The following is a 19,331-nucleotide window of genomic DNA, read 5'->3' as shown; positions in this document are numbered from 1 at the left end:
CCGTACAGTGGACCTACTTCGCCTACCTGGCGGCAGTCAAGTCCCAGAACGGTGCCGCCATGTCCTTCGGTCGTACCTCCAGCTTCCTGGACGTGTACATCGAACGTGACCTGAAAAAAGGCCTGCTGACCGAGCAAGAAGCCCAGGAGCTGATGGACCACATGGTCATGAAGCTGCGTATGGTTCGCTTCCTGCGTACCCCGGAATACGATTCACTGTTCTCCGGCGACCCGATGTGGGCCACCGAGACCCTGGCCGGTATGGGCGTTGATGGCCGTACCCTGGTCACCAAGAACAGCTTCCGTATGCTGAACACCCTGTACACCATGGGCCCGTCCCCTGAGCCGAACCTGACCATCCTGTGGTCCGAGAAGCTGCCGGTCGGTTTCAAGAAGTACTGCGCCAAGGTATCCATCGAGACCTCTTCCGTTCAGTACGAGAACGATGACCTGATGCGTCCGGACTTCAACAACGATGACTATGCCATCGCTTGCTGCGTGTCCCCGATGATCATCGGCAAACAGATGCAGTTCTTCGGTGCCCGTGCCAACCTGGCCAAGACCATGCTGTATGCAATCAACGGCGGTATGGACGAGAAGCTCAAGATCCAGGTCGGTCCGAAAACCGAAATGGTCAAGGGTGAGTACCTCGAGTACAACGACGTGATGGATCGTCTGGATCACTTCATGGACTGGCTGGCCAAGCAATACGTCGCCGCCCTGAACATCATCCACTACATGCACGACAAGTACAGCTACGAAGCCTCCCTGATGGCGCTGCACGACCGTGACGTCTATCGCACCATGGCTTGCGGCATCGCCGGTCTGTCTGTTGCGGCTGACTCCCTGTCTGCCATCAAGTACGCCAAGGTCAAGCCGGTTCGTGACGAAGATGGCGTAGCCATCGACTTCGAAATCGACGGCGAGTACCCGCAGTTCGGTAACAACGACGCTCGCGTCGATGACATCGCCTGTGACCTGGTCGAGCGCTTCATGAAGAAAATTCAGAAGCTCAACACCTACCGTGGCGCCGTGGCCACCCAGTCCGTGCTGACCATCACCTCCAACGTGGTGTACGGCAAGAAGACTGGTAACACCCCGGATGGCCGTCGTGCCGGTGCACCGTTCGGCCCGGGTGCCAACCCGATGCACGGTCGTGACCAGAAGGGTGCCGTTGCTTCCCTGACTTCCGTCGCCAAGCTGCCGTTCGCCTACGCCAAAGATGGTATCTCCTATACCTTCTCCATCGTACCGAACGCCCTGGGTAAAGACATGGAAGCCCAGAAATCCAACCTGGCTGGCCTGATGGATGGTTACTTCCACCACGAAGCCAACCTGGAAGGTGGTCAGCACCTGAACGTCAACGTGATGAACCGTGAAATGCTGCTGGACGCCATGGAAAACCCGGAAAAATATCCGCAGTTGACCATCCGCGTATCCGGTTATGCCGTTCGCTTCAACTCTTTGACCAAAGAGCAACAGCAAGACGTCATCACCCGTACCTTCACCGCCTCTCTGTAATAGAGTCTCGGTGAACAAAAACCGGCGCCCAGGCGCCGGTTTTTTTATGGCTGTTGGCCGGTGTGCAACCGGTTCCCACCTCACAGTTTCACTGGCTTTGACCCGCTGATTCACTGGCTCTGACCCGTAGGCTCTAGCCAGGAGTGAGCTCCCATAACGCCCCTCTCTACTCCCCCTCCTCCGCTTTATGCACCGATGCGCTCACAGACACTCAGGCACTCAGGTACTCAGGTACTCAGGTACTCAGGAAAGCAGAACAGAACCATGCTCGACCACCAAGGGCTTTGCATAGCAACCTCGAACCATTCCCTCTCCCCTCGGGAGAGGGCCAGGGTGAGGGGAAACCGCTATCCATCGCGAGAAGGCACTAGAAAGCAACAAGGGCAGCAGAGTGTGAACTCTGCTGCCCTTGTGTCATGGATGCGATTGAACGGGTACTGGCGGCGTTAGAGGCGACCTCTCACGATTTCACGATGCCTTCATCTCACCGCGAAGCTTTAAACTGCCTTTATCGCAAAAAACTGATCACTTATATGCCAAAAACAACAGGGGCATCGGAGTCTAACTCCCCTGCCCCTGTATTCTGCGATAAACGGCGATTTAAGGCTTAGCTCGCCCAGGTAATGATATGGTCGGCCCAATCGCCAGCCTGCGCCTCGTGCACCACCTTGCCGCGCACCGACTGGCCAGCCTGGTGCATGGCGCTGCGGCTGCCGGTGATCAGCGGATGCCAGGTTGGCAGGGTATTCCCCTCGGCCAGCAAGCGATAGGCGCAGCTCGACGGCAACCAGTCATACTCGGCAATCTTGTCGACGGTGATTTGCAAACAGTCCGGCTCTTTTTTAAAGCGGTTGCCGTAGTCGGAGCACTGACAGGTCTTGGTATTGAGCAGGTTGCAGGCGACGTTGGTGAACACCAGCTCCTCGGTGTCCTCGTCAATGAGCTTGTTCAGGCAGCACTTGCCGCAGCCATCGCACAGGGACTCCCACTCGGCCATGGTCATCTGCTGCAGGCTTTTTACCTGCCAAAAAGGGGCGGTCTGCACGGGTTCACTCTGCTGCATAAAAGTTGGCTCACTCAATACACTGACAAGCGCGTGGTTATACGCTTTTTGGCCCGATTTTTCAAGGTTGGCGGCAAGACCTAAACCAATACAGCAGATCCTGACACACCAAAAATTGCACATTTTCGGAACGACAGCACCTGTACGCAGCGAAATTGCAGTAAACTCTGAGGTTCACAAGGCGCCGTAACCTACTGGGGACAATTCAAATGATGGAGTAATAATAATTCAGCCAGGAGGTATCTCTGGCTCATACTGTTGATGCATTAAGATGAATTCGCGCCATTCAGGATCAAGATCCAAAGCTGATTGCCTCTCTAGGCTTAATGCCTGCCAGAACGGGAACCACAAATTCACCCACCAGTATTCCATATCTCCCTGTAGCGACCCCAAGCCTCCTGGATCAATCGATGGAAATGACTCAGAGGGAAGCGGCGGCTCAAACTTTTTCTGCTGAAGAGTTGCAATGACATCAAAATCATCACTGGCAAGCGAGATTAACATTCCAGCAAAAGAAGGGTGCAAGAAAAGCATAACTTTCTTGCTCCCTCGCTCTCCAGAACGAGTTAGTATCTGTGTATTCAGATCCAGTTCCATCTTATAGCCGAGTTTAACAAGAACGTGAAAAAACATATCCAGACCATTCTCTGACACAAGAAAACGAATGAAATAAGCTGCGAGTGGAGGTACTGATGGCAATGGTGCTGGGTACCCGTTGTACACACTTTCTGGCACCTTGAAACATCCAGCCCCCCTGAAAACATCTTTCATATCAGGAGGTGACGTTTCCTTTTTTCTTCCAAAAAAGCGATTCAACATGTACATGATTTTCATAAACGTTATCTACTATCTATTCGGTGCCATATTATCTGGCAACATCGGTAAAATATCACCAATCAATCCTGTGACAATTCCTGCTGGGCCAGCATCTCTCTCTAGAGCTTTTTATAATCTGTTACTTTACATAATTCATAACAAGATCGTGTGTCAGTATTTCTCTCATGAGAGGTTTATCAAACTAGGTACAGGGTAAGATCGCAGTCAAAAGCTACGCACTTCTGATTGCATGCCCCCTACTCCTCCAAGACCCCCTTCTGCTAGGTTTCGCCCGGTAATATTGACAGGTGACGGGCCTCGAATGAGTTGATACCCTATGTTTTTTGCTCTTTGTCATGGATATTTAGCCTCCTGTAGGCCGTTGCATGGCATCATTGACTTGGTAAAAGATATGAATTTTAAAGTATTGGTCGTAATAATCGGAGTCAATGCATCAAGCTCCGCTTTTGCTGGGTTTTTCGATGCAAAAGAAGAAGCTGCACCATTTAAATGTGGAAGAGAGGATGCAGTATCTGCTCTGGTGAAAACAATTCGCGATGATGCATCTCCGATGCTGAAGTCTAGGTATGCAAAAACCGCCAGTACCGAGCAGCTCGGCCAATTTCAGGCAAGCCTCGATGCTATTAATGTTCAAGCATCAGAAGTCACAACGGTTCACAAGACAGATTCCTCTCTGAACTGTATCGCGACTATCACAATGGCAATACCGCCGGAGCTTAAAGACATTGCGGATAAGGTTCCAGCTGATTACGACGAATTCCTGAACCATAGTGATGCGACAAGCAGAAATGGCTCTCTAATATGGAAAGACAGAACTTACAGTATACGTCTGGCAGATAATGGCACTGACATCTCCATCAGAGGGACGAACTTCTATCCTCCAATGTTGACTCTGGTAAATGCGGCGTCTATCGCAACCAGAAAAGATGAGATTCTCAAGGAAAACGACCCTTCAATGGTACCGGCGGCCAAGGAACTCTATATGGTCGAGGATAAAGAACTGAATCGTATCTGGGGAACAATACCTAAGTCATTCCGTTCATCTATGATGGAGTCACAAAGGCAGTGGGTAATCGCCAAAGCCAATACTTGCGGTTCTCTGAGCAGAGCTAACTCCCCAGATGAAGCAGTAAAAAACCGGGTTGACATCTTCAAGTGCCAAGCAGACTTTACCAAAGAGCGAATCCAATTCTTGACTGCTGGCCAGAAATAACAGGCTGACATATAACCGTCATCGAAAAATTTATATCAGAATACTTAAGATAAAAAAATGCCGCCCTAGGGCGGCATTTTCAATTAGAGATAACAGGCTAACTTACCAGCCAGTCACTTCACGCAGGGCCTTGCCGATGTCGGCCAGGGAGCGCACGGTTTTTACGCCGGCATCTTCCAGGGCGGCAAATTTCTCGGCGGCGGTGCCTTTACCACCGGCGATGATGGCGCCCGCATGACCCATGCGCTTGCCAGCCGGGGCGGTGACACCCGCGATGTAGGAGACCACCGGCTTGGTGACGTGAGCCTTGATGTAGGCCGCCGCCTCTTCCTCGGCGCTGCCGCCGATCTCGCCGATCATGACGATGGCTTCGGTCTTCGGATCTTTCTGGAACATCTCCAGGATGTCGATGAAGTTGGAGCCCGGGATGGGGTCGCCACCGATGCCGACGCAGGTGGACTGGCCGAAGCCCTCGTCCGTGGTCTGCTTGACCGCTTCGTAGGTCAGGGTGCCGGAGCGGGAGACGATGCCTACCTTGCCCGGCTTGTGGATATGGCCTGGCATGATGCCAATCTTGCACTCACCCGGGGTGATGACGCCCGGGCAGTTCGGACCAATCATGCGCACGCCGGTTTCCTGCAGCTTCACCTTGACCTGCAGCATATCCAGGGTCGGGATGCCTTCGGTGATGGTGACGATGAGCTTGATGCCGGCATCGATGGCTTCCAGGATGGCGTCCTTGCAGAACGGGGCCGGAACATAGATGACGGAGGCGGTAGCGCCGGTCACTTCGACCGCGTCACGGACGGTGTTGAACACCGGCAGGCCCAGGTGGGTGGTGCCACCCTTGCCTGGGGAGACGCCGCCGACCATCTGGGTGCCGTAGGCAATCGCCTGTTCGGAGTGGAAGGTACCCTGACCGCCGGTGAAGCCCTGGCAGATCACCTTGGTGTCTTTGTTGATCAGAACGCTCATTATTTGGCCTCCGCTGCTTTGACCACTTGCTGCGCGGCGTCGGTCAGACTCGTTGCTGCGATGATGTTGAGGCCGCTGTCGGCCAGTTTACGGGCACCCAGTTCGGCGTTGTTGCCTTCCAGGCGCACCACCACGGGCACTTTCACCCCGACTTCTTTCACGGCACCGATAATGCCTTCCGCGATCATGTCACAGCGCACGATACCGCCGAAGATGTTGACTAGCACGGCTTGCACCTTGCTGTCAGACAGGATGATCTTGAACGCCTCGGTCACGCGCTCCTTGGTGGCGCCGCCGCCGACGTCCAGGAAGTTGGCCGGTGAGCCGCCGTGCAGGTTGACGATGTCCATGGTCCCCATGGCCAGACCCGCGCCGTTGACCATGCAGCCGATGTTGCCATCGAGCGCCACATAGTTCAGCTCCCACTGGGCGGCGTGCGCTTCGCGGGGGTCATCCTGGGACGGATCGTGCATCTGGCGCAGCTTGGGCTGACGGTACAGGGCGTTGGCATCGATGTTGATCTTGCCGTCCAGGCAATGCAGGTTGCCCTTGTCGGTGATGACCAGGGGGTTGATTTCCAGCAATGCGAAGTCGCAATCCAGGAACATCTGGCCAAGCCCTAAGAAGATCTTGGTGAACTGCTTGATTTGATCGCCGACCAGACCCAGCTTGAAGGCCAGCTCGCGCGCCTGGTAAGCCTGCGGGCCCACCAGCGGATCGATGGCCGCCTTGTGAATGAGTTCCGGGGTCTCGTGGGCAATCTTCTCGATGTCCACGCCACCTTCGGTAGAGGCCATGAAGACCACGCGGCGGCTGCCACGATCGACCACGGCACCGAGATACAGTTCCTTGGCGATGTCGGTGCAAGATTCCACCAGGATCTTGGTGACCGGCTGACCGTTGGCGTCAGTCTGATAGGTCACCAGGTTCTTGCCGAGCCAGTTCTGGGCGAAGGCACGGATCTCGTCCTTGCTCTTGGCCAGCTTGACGCCACCCGCTTTACCGCGGCCACCGGCGTGGACCTGGCATTTGACGACCCAGGTGTTGCCGCCAATCTTGTCGGCCGCTTCGGCCGCTTCCTGCGGGGTAGCGCAGGCATAACCTTCGGAGACCGGCAGGCCATACTCGGCAAACAGCTGTTTTGCCTGATATTCATGCAGATTCATAGATGCTCTATCCGTGTTGTAGGTATTTCCGTCCGGGGCTCGTGTTTCTCAATCCCCTGTGAAAGGGGCCTCGGGGACCCCTCGTTATCTTTCTAATTTCGCTCAAACCTTCAGTCACCGCCGATTCGGATCGGCAGGGCTTCGCCCCGACGATCCTCATCTTGCGGCTTAGACGTCCAGCAACAGACGGGTCGGATCTTCCAGCAGCTCCTTGATGGAGACCAGGAAGCCCACCGACTCGCGACCGTCGATGATGCGGTGGTCATAGGAGAGGGCCAGGTACATCATCGGCAGGATCTCGACCTTGCCGTCCACCGCCATGGGTCTGTCCTGGATCTTGTGCATCCCCAGGATGGCGCTCTGCGGCGGGTTGATGATGGGGGTGGACATCAGGGAGCCGAACACGCCACCGTTGGTGATGGTGAAGTTGCCACCGGTCAGCTCTTCTACGGTCAGCTTGCCGTCACGACCCTTGCCCGCCAGATCCTTGATGGCCTTCTCGATGTCCGCCAGGCTCATGTTGTCGCAGTCACGCAGCACCGGGGTCACCAGACCACGGGGGGTGGAGACGGCGATGCTGACGTCGAAGTAGTTGTGATAGACGATGTCATCACCATCCAGCGCCGCGTTCACTTCCGGGTAGCGCTTCAGGGACTCAACAACAGCCTTCACATAGAAGGACATAAAGCCGAGCTTGATGCCGTGCTTCTTCTCGAAGATCTCGCCGTACTGCTTGCGCAGCTTCATGATGGGCGCCATGTTGATCTCGTTGAAGGTAGTCAGCATGGCGGTGGTGTTCTTGGCCTCCAGCAGACGCTCGGCGATGCGCTTGCGCAGACGGGTCATGGGCACACGCTTCTCGGTGCGACCGGCCAGGGGGGCAACGGGAGCAGCCGGTGCGGCGGCGACCGGCGCGGCCACAGGGGCCTTGCCCAGGTTCTTGATGAAGGCTTCCACGTCTTCCTTGGTGACGCGACCGCCCTTGCCGGTGCCAGTCAGCTTGGCCACGTCGATGGCGTGCTCGGCCACCAGGCGGCGCACGGACGGGCTCATGCCATCTGTGCTGTCGTCGGCCACGGATTCCACCGGCTTCTCCTTGGTCTCTTCACCGGCCACAGGGGCGGGTTTGAGCATGGCGATCAGCTGGCGAGAGAGCACGGTCGCACCTTCGAGTTGCAGGATGTCGCCCAGCACGCCGGCTTCCGGCGCGGGGACTTCCAGCACGACTTTATCGGTTTCGATGTCAACCAGTACTTCGTCACGGGCAACCAGATCACCCGGTTTCTTGTGCCAGGTGGCGATGGTGGCATCTGCCACTGATTCGGGCAGGTCCGGTACCTTGATCTCGATAGTCATGTATTCAGTTCCTTGTTTACTACTGTGCCAGCAGGCTTGTTCCAGGGTCGGAGAGGGTCGGCTCAGTGCGCCCTCCCCTTCACAACTCGTTTATTCCAGGGTCAGTGCGTCTTCCACCAGGGCTTTTTGCTGCTTGGTGTGGACGGACATGTAGCCGACGGCCGGTGAGGCCGAGGCCGGACGACCGGCATAACGCAGACGGGCCGAGGTGGGCAGCACGCCATCGTAGTGATGACGGGTGCTGTACCAGGCGCCCTGGTTCTGCGGCTCTTCCTGACACCAGACGTAGTCGGTGATGTGGGCGTAATCGGCGAGGATGGCGCGCACTTCCGCTTCCGGGAAGGGATAGAGCTGTTCGATCCGCACCAGGGCCACGTCCTGCTGCTCGGCCTTGCGACGGGCATCGAGCAGGTCGTAGTAGACCTTGCCGGAGCAGAACACCACGCGTTTGACCGCTTTCGGATCCAGCGCATCGATTTCGCCAATGGCATTCTGGAAGGTGCCTTCCGCCAGCTCGTCGAGCTTGCTCACCGCCAGCGGGTGGCGCAGCAGGGATTTGGGCGTCATCACGATGAGCGGACGGCGCATGGGGCGGACCACCTGGCGGCGCAGCATGTGGAACACCTGAGCCGGGGTGGAGGGCACCACCACCTGCATGTTGTGCTGGGCGCACATCTGCAGGTAGCGCTCGAGACGGGCGGAGGAGTGCTCCGGACCCTGTCCCTCATAACCGTGGGGCAGCAGCATGGTCAGGCCACACATCCGGCCCCACTTCTGTTCGCCGGAGGAAAGGAACTGATCGACCACCACCTGGGCACAGTTGGCGAAATCGCCGAACTGGGCTTCCCAGATGGTAAGGCCGGCCGGCTCCGCGCTGGCATAGCCGTATTCGAACGCCAGTACCGCGTTTTCGGTCAGCACTGAGTCGTAAATTTCGAACGGGCCCTGCTCGTCGTGAATGTTGCACAGCGGGGTATAGGTGCTGGCATCGTTCTGGTTGTGCAGCACGGCGTGGCGGTGGAAGAAGGTGCCACGGCCGGAGTCTTCGCCGGTGAAACGGATGCGTGACCCCTTGTCCACCAGGGTGGCGTAGGCCAGGGTCTCGGCAAAGCCCCAGTCCAGCAGCTTGTCGCCGGCGGCCATCAGGCGGCGGTCTTCGTAGATCTTCTCGACCTGACGCTGCAGCACATGGGTGGCCGGGTACTGGCTGATGCGCTCCCCTAAGGACTTCAGATGGTCCATCGGCACTGTGCTGTCGTAGCTCATGGCCCAGTCGTGACCCAAGTAAGGGGTCCAGTCCACGGAGTGCAGCTCCATGGGACGCCACTCCTTGACTACCCGCTCTCCCCTGTCCAGGGCATCGCGATAGTCGTTGACCTGGGCGGTGACCAGCTCGGGGCTGACGCAGCCTTCGGCGATCAGCTGATCGGCGTAGATCTTACGCGGCGTCGGGTGCTGTTTGATCTTCTGGTACATCAGTGGCTGGGTCGCGCTCGGCTCGTCCGCCTCGTTGTGACCGTGACGACGGTAGCAGACCAGTTCGATCACCACGTCGCGCTTGAAGGTGTTGCGATAATCCAGCGCAATCTGGGTCACCAGCACCACGGCTTCCGGATCGTCGCCGTTGACGTGCAGCACGGGGGCCTGCACTGCCTTGGCGATGTCGGTGCAATATTCGGTGGAGCGCAGGTCACGCTGATAGGAGGTGGTGAAACCGACCTGATTGTTGATGACGATGCGCACAGTGCCGCCAACGCCGTAGGCACGGGTCAGGGACATGTTGAAGGTCTCGGCGACCACACCCTGGCCGGCAATGGCCGAATCACCGTGGATGGTGATGGGCAGGACGCTGGAGCCATCCTTGTCGCCACGGCGGTCCATGCGCGCACGCACCGAGCCGATGACCACAGGGTTGACGATCTCCAGGTGAGACGGGTTGAACGCCAGCGCCAGGTGGACGTTGCCGCCCGGGGTGGCGAAGTCGGACGAGAAGCCCATGTGGTACTTCACGTCCCCTGTGCCCCAGGATTCGCCGTGCTTGCCGGCGAACTCGTCGAACAGCTCCTGCGCCCGCTTGCCGAGCACGTTGATCAGCACATTCAGGCGACCCCGGTGGGCCATGCCGATGACGGCTTCTTTGCAGCCCTGCTCACCGGCGCGACGGATCAGCTCCTTGAGCATAGGCACCATGGCATCGCCCCCTTCCAGGGAAAAACGCTTGGCCCCCGGGAACTTGGCCCCCAGGTATTTTTCCAGCCCTTCGGCGGCGGTCAGGCTCTCGAGGAAGCGGGTCTTCTCCTCGCTGCTGTAGTTGCCCGTGGCTTCGATAGATTCAAGACGGTCCTGCAGCCAGCGCTTCTCCTCGGTGGAGGTGATGTGCATGTAGTCGGCGCCGATGCTGCCGCAGTAGGTCTTCTTGAGCGAAGCGTAGAGATCGGAGAGCACCATGGTCTCGCGACCGATGGCGTAGGAGCCCACATTGAAGGTGGCCTCCATGTCGGCGCCCTGCAGGTTGTGGAACGCGGGATCCAGTTCGGCAACGGTTTCACGCGCCCAGAGGCCGAGCGGATCCAGATTGGCGTTTTGATGACCACGGAAACGGAAGGCGTTGATCAGTTGCAGTACGCGAACCTGCTTGGCATCCACCTGGGGATCGCTGACAGGGGCACTGTAACGGGAAGGGTCCTTGGCCAGGCGGCGGAAATAATCGCGAACCTGGGAATGGGGTTGTTCGACCGCATGACCATTGACCTGAGGCAGCGAGCTAAACAGGCTGCGCCACTCATCGGCTACGGATTCAGGGTTTTCCAGGAAGGATTCGTACAAATCCTCAATGTAGCTTGCATTCGCACCAGCCAGGTGAGATGACTCCAACCAGGCCTTCATCACGCCGTTATGCATGTCTATCCCTTGTACATCTTGTTCACTGCAGTGCAGCTTGTAGGGTTTACATAGCCATCCGCATCCGAGGGTGCTGGATGGCTATCCAGAGGTCGGGTCCGGCGCCAGGCGCCTCAGGCCCTGGTATTACACAGCCCGGTTCAGCAGCATCGACTTGATCTGGCCGATGGCCTTGGTCGGGTTCAAACCCTTGGGACAGACGTTCACGCAGTTCATGATGCCGTGGCAACGGAACACGCTGAACGCGTCATCCAGGTTCCCCAGTCGTTCAGCGGCGGCGGTGTCGCGGCTGTCCGCCAGCCAGCGATAGGCGGCGAGCAGACCGGCCGGGCCGATGAACTTGTCCGGGTTCCACCAGAAGGAGGGGCAAGAGGTGGAGCAGCAGGCGCACAGAATGCACTCGTACAGACCATCCAGCTTGGCGCGCTCTTCGGGGGATTGCAGGTGCTCACGCACGGGCGGCAGTTTTTCGTCGTTGATGAGGAAGGGTTTGACCTTCTCCCACTGGGTGTAGAACTGGGTCATGTCGATCACCAGATCGCGGATCACCGGCAGGCCAGGCAGGGGTCGGATGACGACCTTGTTGCCCTTCTTCAAGAGATCGGAGAGCGGAGTGATGCAGGCAAGACCGTTCTTGCCATTCATGTTGATCCCGTCTGATCCACAGACCCCTTCGCGGCAAGAGCGACGGAAGGAGAGCGTGGCATCCACCTCTTTGAGCTGGATCAGTGCGTCGAGCACCATCATGTCGGAACCTTCAGGAATATCAAGATGATAATCCTTCATGTGTGGGACGTTATCAACATCCGGGTTGTATCTGTAGACTGAGAATGTGACGTTCATTGTACTTGGCTCCGCAATCGTTAAGTCCGCACCTTGGATGAGAGAGGTGGGCGTGCTTCCCACCTCTTCACAGACCTGCGCATGTGGCGATACATGGATGATGTTGCCCGCATGGCGCCTGGCTTCATCATCAGTAGGTCCGCACCTTGGGTGGGAATGCCTCACGAGTCTTCGGAGACATGTTGACGGCGCGACGGGTCATGGATTCTGTGTCCGGATGATAGAGGCTGTGGCACAGCCAGCTCTCGTCGTCCCGCTCCGGGAAGTCGAACCGGCTGTGGGCGCCGCGACTCTCGGTACGGAAGTTCGCCGCCACTGCGGTGGCATAGGCCGTCTCCATCAGGTTATCCAGCTCCAGGCACTCGATGCGCTGGGTGTTGAACTCCTTGGAGGTGTCGTCCAGACGGGCATTCTTCAGACGCTCGCGGATGAGTTTCAGCTCGGCCAAGCCTTCTGCCATGGCATCCCCTTCCCGGAACACGGAGAAGTTGTTCTGCATGCAGGTCTGCAGATCTTTGCGGATCTGCACCGGGTCTTCCCCGTCACGGTTCCCTTCCCAGCGGTTGAAGCGCTCGAGGGCCTTGGCGATGTCCGCCTCGGAGGCCTCACGGCCATGCTCCATGTCACCCAGGGTTTCGACCAAGTGCATGCCGGCGGCGCGACCAAACACCACCAGATCCAGCAGGGAGTTGCCACCCAAGCGGTTGGCGCCGTGCACGGAGACACAGGCAATCTCCCCCACCGCGAACAGACCGACTACCGCTACGTCCTTGCCATCCTTGTCCTGGGTCAGGCACTGACCGTTCACGCTGGTCGGCACGCCGCCCATCATGTAGTGGCAGGTCGGGATGATGGGGATGGGTTCCTTGACCGGATCCACGTGGGCGAAGGTGCGAGACAGCTCGCAGATGCCCGGCAGACGGGATTCCAGTACCTCTTTACCGAGGTGATCCAGCTTGAGTTTGATGTGCGGACCCCAGGGGCCGTCACAGCCACGGCCTTCGCGGATCTCGATCATGATGGAGCGGGCCACCACGTCGCGACCGGCCAGGTCTTTCGCGTTCGGCGCATAACGCTCCATGAAGCGCTCGCCGTCTTTATTGAGCAGGTAGCCGCCTTCACCGCGGCAACCCTCGGTCACCAACACCCCTGCCCCGGCGATGCCGGTCGGGTGGAACTGCCAGAACTCCATGTCCTGCACACCGACCCCGGCGCGCAGGGCCATGCCGACGCCGTCACCGGTATTGATGTGGGCGTTGGTGGTTGACTGGTAGATGCGACCGGCGCCGCCGGTGGCCAGTACGGTGGCCTTGGCCTTGAAGTAGACGACCTCGCCGCTCTCCATATCGATGGCGGTACAGCCAACGATGTGGCCGTCCTGGTTCTTCACCAGATCCAGCGCATACCACTCGGAGAAGACGGTGGTCTTGTTCTTGACGTTTTGCTGATACAGGGTGTGCAGCAGGGCGTGACCAGTCCGGTCGGCCGCAGCCGCGGTCCGGGCCGCCTGTTCGCCACCGAAGTTCTTGGACTGACCGCCAAACGGACGCTGATAGACGGCGCCGTTGTCGAAGCGGGAGAAGGGCAAACCCATGTTCTCCAGCTCATAGACGGCTTCCGGGCCCGTCTTGCACATGTATTCAATCGCTTCCTGGTCACCTATGTAGTCGGAGCCCTTGACGGTGTCATACATGTGCCACTGCCAGTTGTCGTCGTGGGCATTGCCTAGGGCGACCGTGATCCCGCCCTGGGCGGACACTGTGTGGGAGCGGGTCGGGAATACCTTGGATAACAGGGCGCAGCTCTTGCCGGACTGGGCAATCTGCAGCGCGGCGCGCATACCGGCGCCACCGGCACCGATCACGACCGCATCGAATTCACGAGTTGGAATAGACACCTTACACCCCCCACAACACGACGAAACCCGTCATCAGATAGACAAACAGCACCACAACCAGGGCGAATTGCAGCGCACCGCGCAGTCCGACCGGTTTGATATAGTCGGTCAGCACCTGCCACAGACCGATCCAGGCGTGGATCAGGACGCACAACAGCGTCAGCAGGGTGAAGACCTTGGTGAAGGTTTTAGCGAAGAAGCCGGTCCACACCTCGTAGGTGATGTCATTGATGGCGACAAAACCAACCAGATAGAGGACGTAAGCCGTCATGATGAGGGCGGTGGCGCGGATCAGGATGTAATCATGAACACCGCTGCGCCCGAAAGTTGCAGAATTGGTTACCATACCAGTACCCCCGCCAATACCGCCAGAACCGCTGTGATCACGAAGCCCACGCGGGCACTCTGATTCGCGGAGTCCAGCTCTTCCCAATGCCCCATGTCCATGACCAAGTGACGCAGACCCCCCACTATGTGGTAAGCCAGCGCAGTCAGGATCCCCCACAACACGAACTTGACCAGGAAGTTGTCCATGATGGCAACGACGTCGTCGAATCCTTCGGGAGAGGCGAGTGAAGTACCAAGCATCCACAGCAAGATTGCGAGCGCCACAAAGGTGATGACCCCTGAGACACGATGCAAGATGGAAGCGATGGCAGTGACAGGAAAGCTGATCGTTTGCAGGTCGAGGTTTACAGGTCTCTGTTTATTTTTCACGGCTTTGCCCACTCAGCTCCATTGAGCACGTTAGTTATTGTTTTTACACGCATTGAGGGCAAGGAGTGGCATTTGTTAGGTTTTTGTTACCAAAACAACTCAGGAAAGCCAAAAATAACATTTTCGATATCACATCTGGCTTTGCGAAAGCGTTTCAAACACCGACGGCCATCACCCACGTGGCGCAGTATATCGGCGGCCTTAACCAATGACAATCAATTGACTACATAGAAAACCCAAAACCGTAAACCAGATCCCACAATGACTTTAACAAGTCATTAATGATCATCCAGTAAAATTGACAAGAAGGTGGATCTCTGGTTCAAATAAGGCGCTCCAGCCGCCGCGGTACAGGTAAGAACCTTTGCCAGCGTGATGAAAGTCGTAATAAAGTAGGACTGGAACCAAATTATAAAAGAGCAAAGGAGACGTGCTATGGCTGATAAAATAGCCACCCTACACTTGCCCGGAAAAGAGCCGGTAGAACTACCGATCCTGTCCGGTACCGTCGGACCCGATGTCATCGATGTCAGAAAACTGGGTGCTCAAGGGTACTTCACCTTTGATCCCGGCTTCATGGCCACAGGTGCCTGCAAATCGTCCATTACCTATATCGACGGAGATCAGGGTGTCTTGCTGCACCGTGGTTATCCCATCGCCCAGTTGGCCACCCAGGCCAGCTATCTCGAAGTCTGCTACATCCTGCTGTACGGCGAGGCGCCCACCAAGACCCAGTACGCGGAATTTGAACGCCTGGTCACCCGCCATACCATGGTGCACGAGCAGATCGCCTTCTTCTTCCGCGGCTTCCGTCGTGACTCCCACCCCATGGCGATCATGTGCGGTGTGGTCAGCGCCCTGTCCGCCTTCTATCACGATGCCCTCGATATCAACAACGAAGAGCACCGCGAGATCTGCGCCTTCCGTCTGCTCTCCAAGATGCCGACCCTGGCCGCCATGTGCTACAAGTACTCCATCGGTCAGCCGTTCATGCAGCCGCGTAACGCCCTCTCCTATGCCGGTAACTTCCTGCACATGATGTTTGGCGTGCCGACCGAAGAGTACAAGGTCAACCCCATCGTCGAGCGGGCCATGGATCGCATCTTCACCCTGCATGCGGATCATGAGCAGAACGCCTCCACCTCCACCGTGCGTCTGGCCGGCTCCTCCGGTGCCAACCCGTTTGCCTGTATCGCCGCGGGGATCGCCTCCCTGTGGGGTCCGGCCCACGGCGGCGCCAACGAAGCCTGCCTCAAGATGCTCGAAGAGATAGGTTCGGTGGAACGCATCCCCGAGTTCATCGCCAAGGCGAAGGACAAGAACGATCCCTTCCGTCTGATGGGCTTCGGTCACCGGGTGTACAAGAACCACGATCCCCGTGCCCAGGTCATGCGTCAGACCTGCCACGAGGTGCTGCAAGAGCTGCAGATCAAGGATCCGCTGCTGGAAGTGGCCATGGAGCTGGAACGCATCGCGCTGTCCGACCCCTACTTCATCGAGAAGAAGCTCTACCCGAACGTGGACTTCTACTCCGGCATCATCATGAAGGCCATCGGCATCCCCATGTCCATGTTCACCGTCATCTTCGCCATCTCTCGCACCATCGGCTGGATTGCCCACTGGAACGAGATGCACTCGGACCCGGATCAGAAGATTGGTCGCCCACGTCAGCTCTACACCGGCCTGGCCCAACGGGAATTCACCCCGCTCGATCAGCGCTGATTTAATCACTGACATGGTTTGTTACAAAGGCGGTCATTGACCGCCTTTTCATTTGAGGGTTTAATCGCGCCCTTTTACGTCAAGGACACACCATCATGAAAGCCCCCCTCCTGCTCTGCTCCGCCCTCTTGCTCAGCGCCTGCCAGAGCACCCCGGCCACCGAAACCCTCTACATCAAGAGCCAGCTGGCCGATTGCATCGGGGTCGCCCCCATGAAGTGCATGCAGGTGCGCGGCCAGCCCGGCGAGAGCTGGAGCTTCTTCTACCAGCAGATCGAAGGGTTCACCTTCGAGTCTGGCTACAACTATGAGCTGGAAGTCTCCAAGGAGCAGCTGACCGACGTGCCGGCTGACGCTTCCTCCGTGCGTTACCAACTGATCAAGGTGGTGAGCAAGCAGGCCGACCGCTGATCCAGAGGGCGTCAAATAGACCTTTCCAGTTCAATTAATCAGCAGCTTGTGCTACGCTGTGGCCCCGTCATGGATTGACTCACTGCATCAACGTGCCAGGTTATGATTAACATCCGTACCATCCGGGCCATCGACTGGCCCGCCATCATGGAGATCCAGCGCGAGTGTTATCACCAGCTGGATCCCGAGCCCCTCGAGGTGATGAGCAACAAGGCCGAGCTGGCCCCGGCCTGCTGCTGGGTCGCCGAGCGTCAGGGCAAGGTGCTCGGTTATCTGCTCTGCCATCCCTGGCGTGCCCATCAGCCGCCCCCCCTCTCTGTGCCCATGCGAAGGCTCGCCGGTCACGACGAGTTCTATCTGCACGATCTGGCCGTGGCCGGTGAGGCGCGGGGGATAGGGGTGGGTCAGCGACTGCTCGCCACCGCCCTCGAATTTGCCAGCGACGAAGGGTATGAACACGCGGGCCTGGTGGCGGTGCAGGATGCCCCGGCCTTCTGGCGCAAGCAGGGCTTCCTGCCTGCCGATACCCTGAAGTCGCTGGATGAATACGGTGATGGCGCCGTCTATATGCGGCTACCGCTGGCCGAGCCCGCTTGATGGGGCGCCTAGAGCGATGATCTGATCCATAAAAAAGGCGCCTTTCGGCGCCTTTTTCTATATCAACTCGGTGAGCATCAAGCCTTGAACTTGCTGAACACCAGGGAGGCGTTGGTACCGCCGAAGCCGAAGCTGTTGGACATGACGGTATTGAGGTCGGCTGTTTCGTACTCGCGTACGATGGGCAGGCCCACGGCCTTCTCGTCCAGGTTCTCGATGTTGATGCTGGGGGCGATGAAACCGTGCTTCATCATCAACAGGGAGTAGACGGCCTCGTGCACACCGGCGGCGCCCAGGGCGTGCCCTGTCATGGCCTTGGTGGCGGAGAGCTTGGGAGCGCTGCTGCCAAACAGGGTCTGGATCGCTTCCAGCTCCTTGGTATCACCGACCGGAGTCGAGGTACCGTGGGTGTTGATGTAATCCACCTTGCCGACACCCTGCATCGCCATCTTCATGCAACGCACGGCGCCTTCACCGCTCGGGGCCACCATGTCGTAACCGTCTGAGGTCGCGCCATAACCGGTGATCTCGGCGTAGATGTGGGCACCACGGGCCAGAGCGTGTTCCAGCTCCTCGACCACCAGGATGCCGCCGCCGCCGGAGATGACGAAGCCATCGCGATCCGCATCATAGGTGCGGGAGGCTTTTTCCGGGTTGTCGTTGTACTTGGTGGACAGGGCGCCCATGGCGTCGAACTGGATGGTGGAGGACCAGTCCAGCTCCTCGCCGCCGCCGGCGAAGACGATGTCCTGCTTGCCGAGCTGGATCAGTTCCATGGCGTGACCGATGCAGTGGGCAGAGGTCGCGCAGGCGGAGCTGATGGTGTAGTTGACACCCTTGATCTTGAATGGCGTCGCCAGACAAGCGGAGGTGGTGGAGGACATGGTACGCGGCACCATGTAAGGGCCGACACGCTTGACCCCCTTCTCACGGGCGATGTCCGCGGACTCCGAGGTGTTCTTGCCGGAGGCGCCGCCGGAACCGGTGACTATGCCGGTACGCTCGTTGGACACCATCTCTTCCGGCAAGCCGGCATCGTCGATGGCCTGCTGCATGGAGAGATAGGCATAGGCCGCGGCGTCACCCATGAAACGCATGACTTTACGGTCGATCAGTTCAGACGGATCGAGTTTGATGTTACCCCAGACACGGCTGCGCAGGTTGTATTGCTCAAACTGCTCGGAATAGGTGATGCCGGATTTGCCTGCTTTCAGGGAGGCCAGCACTTCTTCCTGGTTGTTGCCGATACTGGAGATGACGCCGATACCGGTGATCACTGCTCTTCTCATTAATTCATCTCGTCTGGAAAAACTGGCACCGAGTCTACCCGCTTTCGGCTGCCAAACTGGTCTGCTTTCACGTAGAATGCCCGCGATTTTGTGACGCGAGCCGAGGAACACGTGAGTCAAACATCCTTACATCATGCCCGATTGGACTGGAATGAAGCGGGAACTCCAGTCTCCAGTGAGTTCGGGGACGTGTACTTTTCCAATGATAACGGTCTAAGTGAAACCCGCTACGTCTTTTTACAGCAAAATCGCCTGCCAGAACGATTTTCGCACCACGATAGTGACAGTTTCGTGATTGGCGAAACAGGTTTCGGCACTGGCCTTAACTTTCTGGCGACAATGGCAGCCTTCCTGGAACAGGCCGCAGACCCCGCGCGCTGCGCCCGCCTGCACTTCATCAGCTTCGAAAAATACCCGCTGACCCAGGCAGACCTTGGCAAGGCCCTAGGGGCCTGGCCCGAGCTCGCGCACCTTAGCCAAGAACTCATTGCCCAGTGGCCCCTGTCGGTCGAAGGCTGTCACCGTCTGTCGTTTGCCGGTGGCCAGGTGCGGCTCGATCTCTGGCTCGGCGACATCAAGGAGACGCTGCCCCAGGTGCCCCATGGCGCCGAGGGCCTGGTCGATGCCTGGTATCTGGATGGTTTCTCCCCCGCCAAGAACCCGGAGATGTGGACCCAACAGCTGTTTGACGGCCTCGCCCGCCTCGCCCGCCCCGCCGCCACCATCTCCACCTTTACCTGCGCCGGTTTCGTGCGCCGCGGCCTGATTGCCGCCGGCTTTGGCGCGAAGAAGGTCAAGGGACACGGCAGCAAGCGGGAGATGCTG

General features: G+C 58.1%; 17 protein-coding genes. 6 read left to right on the top strand and 11 right to left on the bottom strand.

The window, feature by feature from the left end:
- Nucleotides 1–1,520: pyruvate formate lyase family protein (locus tag CUC44_RS20210; protein WP_100861654.1), on the top strand; the 1,520-nt coding region annotated here is incomplete at its 5' end.
- A 607-nt stretch (nt 1,521–2,127) separates the two neighbouring features.
- On the opposite strand, the gene CUC44_RS20205 is transcribed toward CUC44_RS20210, so the two are convergent.
- Both CUC44_RS20205 and CUC44_RS20200 read right to left on the bottom strand, forming a co-directional pair.
- Nucleotides 2,128–2,583: a YcgN family cysteine cluster protein gene (locus CUC44_RS20205; RefSeq protein ID WP_100861653.1), complete on the bottom strand. Its 456-nt coding sequence runs from the start codon at nt 2,581–2,583 to the stop codon at nt 2,128–2,130.
- 228 nt (nt 2,584–2,811) lie between these two features.
- Nucleotides 2,812–3,417: a hypothetical protein gene (locus CUC44_RS20200; protein ID WP_100861652.1), complete on the bottom strand. Its 606-nt coding sequence runs from the start codon at nt 3,415–3,417 to the stop codon at nt 2,812–2,814.
- Between the two features lie 319 nt (nt 3,418–3,736).
- Between CUC44_RS20200 and CUC44_RS20195 the strand changes: the two genes are divergently transcribed.
- Nucleotides 3,737–4,633, top strand: a complete 897-nt coding sequence (locus CUC44_RS20195) for a lysozyme inhibitor LprI family protein (RefSeq protein ID WP_157812812.1) — start codon at nt 3,737–3,739, stop codon at nt 4,631–4,633.
- A gap of 102 nt (nt 4,634–4,735) precedes the next feature.
- On the opposite strand, the gene sucD is transcribed toward CUC44_RS20195, so the two are convergent.
- From sucD to sdhC, 8 genes are all read right to left on the bottom strand, one after another.
- Nucleotides 4,736–5,608 (bottom strand): succinate--CoA ligase subunit alpha, encoded by an 873-nt coding sequence (gene sucD, locus CUC44_RS20190; protein ID WP_100861650.1) that lies wholly within the window; start codon nt 5,606–5,608, stop codon nt 4,736–4,738.
- Nucleotides 5,608–6,774 carry an ADP-forming succinate--CoA ligase subunit beta gene (sucC, locus tag CUC44_RS20185; RefSeq protein ID WP_100861649.1) on the bottom strand — a complete coding sequence of 389 codons (1,167 nt, stop codon included), beginning with the start codon at nt 6,772–6,774 and terminating at the stop codon, nt 5,608–5,610. Before sucC ends, sucD begins: the two co-directional genes overlap by 1 nt.
- Nucleotides 6,775–6,942: 168 nt before the next feature.
- Nucleotides 6,943–8,130 carry a 2-oxoglutarate dehydrogenase complex dihydrolipoyllysine-residue succinyltransferase gene (odhB, locus tag CUC44_RS20180; protein WP_100861648.1) on the bottom strand — a complete coding sequence of 396 codons (1,188 nt, stop codon included), beginning with the start codon at nt 8,128–8,130 and terminating at the stop codon, nt 6,943–6,945.
- Nucleotides 8,131–8,220: 90 nt separating this feature from the next.
- On the bottom strand, nt 8,221–11,031 hold the full coding sequence (gene sucA / locus CUC44_RS20175) for a 2-oxoglutarate dehydrogenase E1 component (protein WP_100861647.1): 2,811 nt from the start codon (nt 11,029–11,031) through the stop codon (nt 8,221–8,223).
- 126 nt (nt 11,032–11,157) lie between these two features.
- Nucleotides 11,158–11,874 (bottom strand): succinate dehydrogenase iron-sulfur subunit, encoded by a 717-nt coding sequence (locus tag CUC44_RS20170; RefSeq protein ID WP_100861646.1) that lies wholly within the window; start codon nt 11,872–11,874, stop codon nt 11,158–11,160.
- 130 nt (nt 11,875–12,004) lie between these two features.
- Nucleotides 12,005–13,771, bottom strand: a complete 1,767-nt coding sequence (gene sdhA, locus CUC44_RS20165) for a succinate dehydrogenase flavoprotein subunit (RefSeq protein ID WP_100861645.1) — start codon at nt 13,769–13,771, stop codon at nt 12,005–12,007.
- Between the two features lies 1 nt (nt 13,772).
- Nucleotides 13,773–14,117, bottom strand: a complete 345-nt coding sequence (gene sdhD / locus CUC44_RS20160; protein WP_100861644.1) for a succinate dehydrogenase, hydrophobic membrane anchor protein — start codon at nt 14,115–14,117, stop codon at nt 13,773–13,775.
- The gene (gene sdhC, locus CUC44_RS20155) at nt 14,111–14,500 is read right to left on the bottom strand and encodes a succinate dehydrogenase cytochrome b556 subunit (RefSeq protein ID WP_100861643.1); all 390 of its coding nucleotides are present in this window, start codon (nt 14,498–14,500) and stop codon (nt 14,111–14,113) included. The genes sdhD and sdhC overlap by 7 nt, the downstream gene beginning before the upstream one ends.
- Before the next feature lie 423 nt (nt 14,501–14,923).
- Here sdhC and CUC44_RS20150 point away from each other — a divergent pair, with 423 nt between their 5' ends.
- The 3 genes from CUC44_RS20150 to CUC44_RS20140 all read left to right on the top strand — a co-directional run bounded on the left by CUC44_RS20150 (nt 14,924) and on the right by CUC44_RS20140 (nt 17,217).
- Nucleotides 14,924–16,210 carry a citrate synthase gene (locus CUC44_RS20150; RefSeq protein WP_100861642.1) on the top strand — a complete coding sequence of 429 codons (1,287 nt, stop codon included), beginning with the start codon at nt 14,924–14,926 and terminating at the stop codon, nt 16,208–16,210.
- 95 nt (nt 16,211–16,305) lie between these two features.
- The gene (locus tag CUC44_RS20145; protein ID WP_100861641.1) at nt 16,306–16,620 is read left to right on the top strand and encodes a DUF4377 domain-containing protein; all 315 of its coding nucleotides are present in this window, start codon (nt 16,306–16,308) and stop codon (nt 16,618–16,620) included.
- Between the two features lie 102 nt (nt 16,621–16,722).
- Complete coding sequence (locus tag CUC44_RS20140) at nt 16,723–17,217, top strand: GNAT family N-acetyltransferase (RefSeq protein ID WP_100861640.1); 495 nt, start codon at nt 16,723–16,725, stop codon at nt 17,215–17,217.
- A 77-nt stretch (nt 17,218–17,294) separates the two neighbouring features.
- Here CUC44_RS20140 and fabB read toward each other — a convergent pair whose 3' ends face one another.
- On the bottom strand, nt 17,295–18,506 hold the full coding sequence (gene fabB / locus CUC44_RS20135) for a beta-ketoacyl-ACP synthase I (protein WP_100861639.1): 1,212 nt from the start codon (nt 18,504–18,506) through the stop codon (nt 17,295–17,297).
- A gap of 90 nt (nt 18,507–18,596) precedes the next feature.
- Here fabB and mnmC2 point away from each other — a divergent pair.
- Nucleotides 18,597–19,331 (top strand): tRNA (5-methylaminomethyl-2-thiouridine)(34)-methyltransferase MnmC2 (gene mnmC2 / locus CUC44_RS20130; RefSeq protein ID WP_208621094.1); only part of this gene is annotated, 735 nt, incomplete at its 3' end.

The sequence above is a fragment of the Aeromonas lusitana genome (assembly GCF_002812985.1).
Lineage (GTDB): Bacteria > Pseudomonadota > Gammaproteobacteria > Enterobacterales > Aeromonadaceae > Aeromonas > Aeromonas lusitana.
This window is presented reverse-complemented; position numbering and strand designations above follow the sequence as displayed.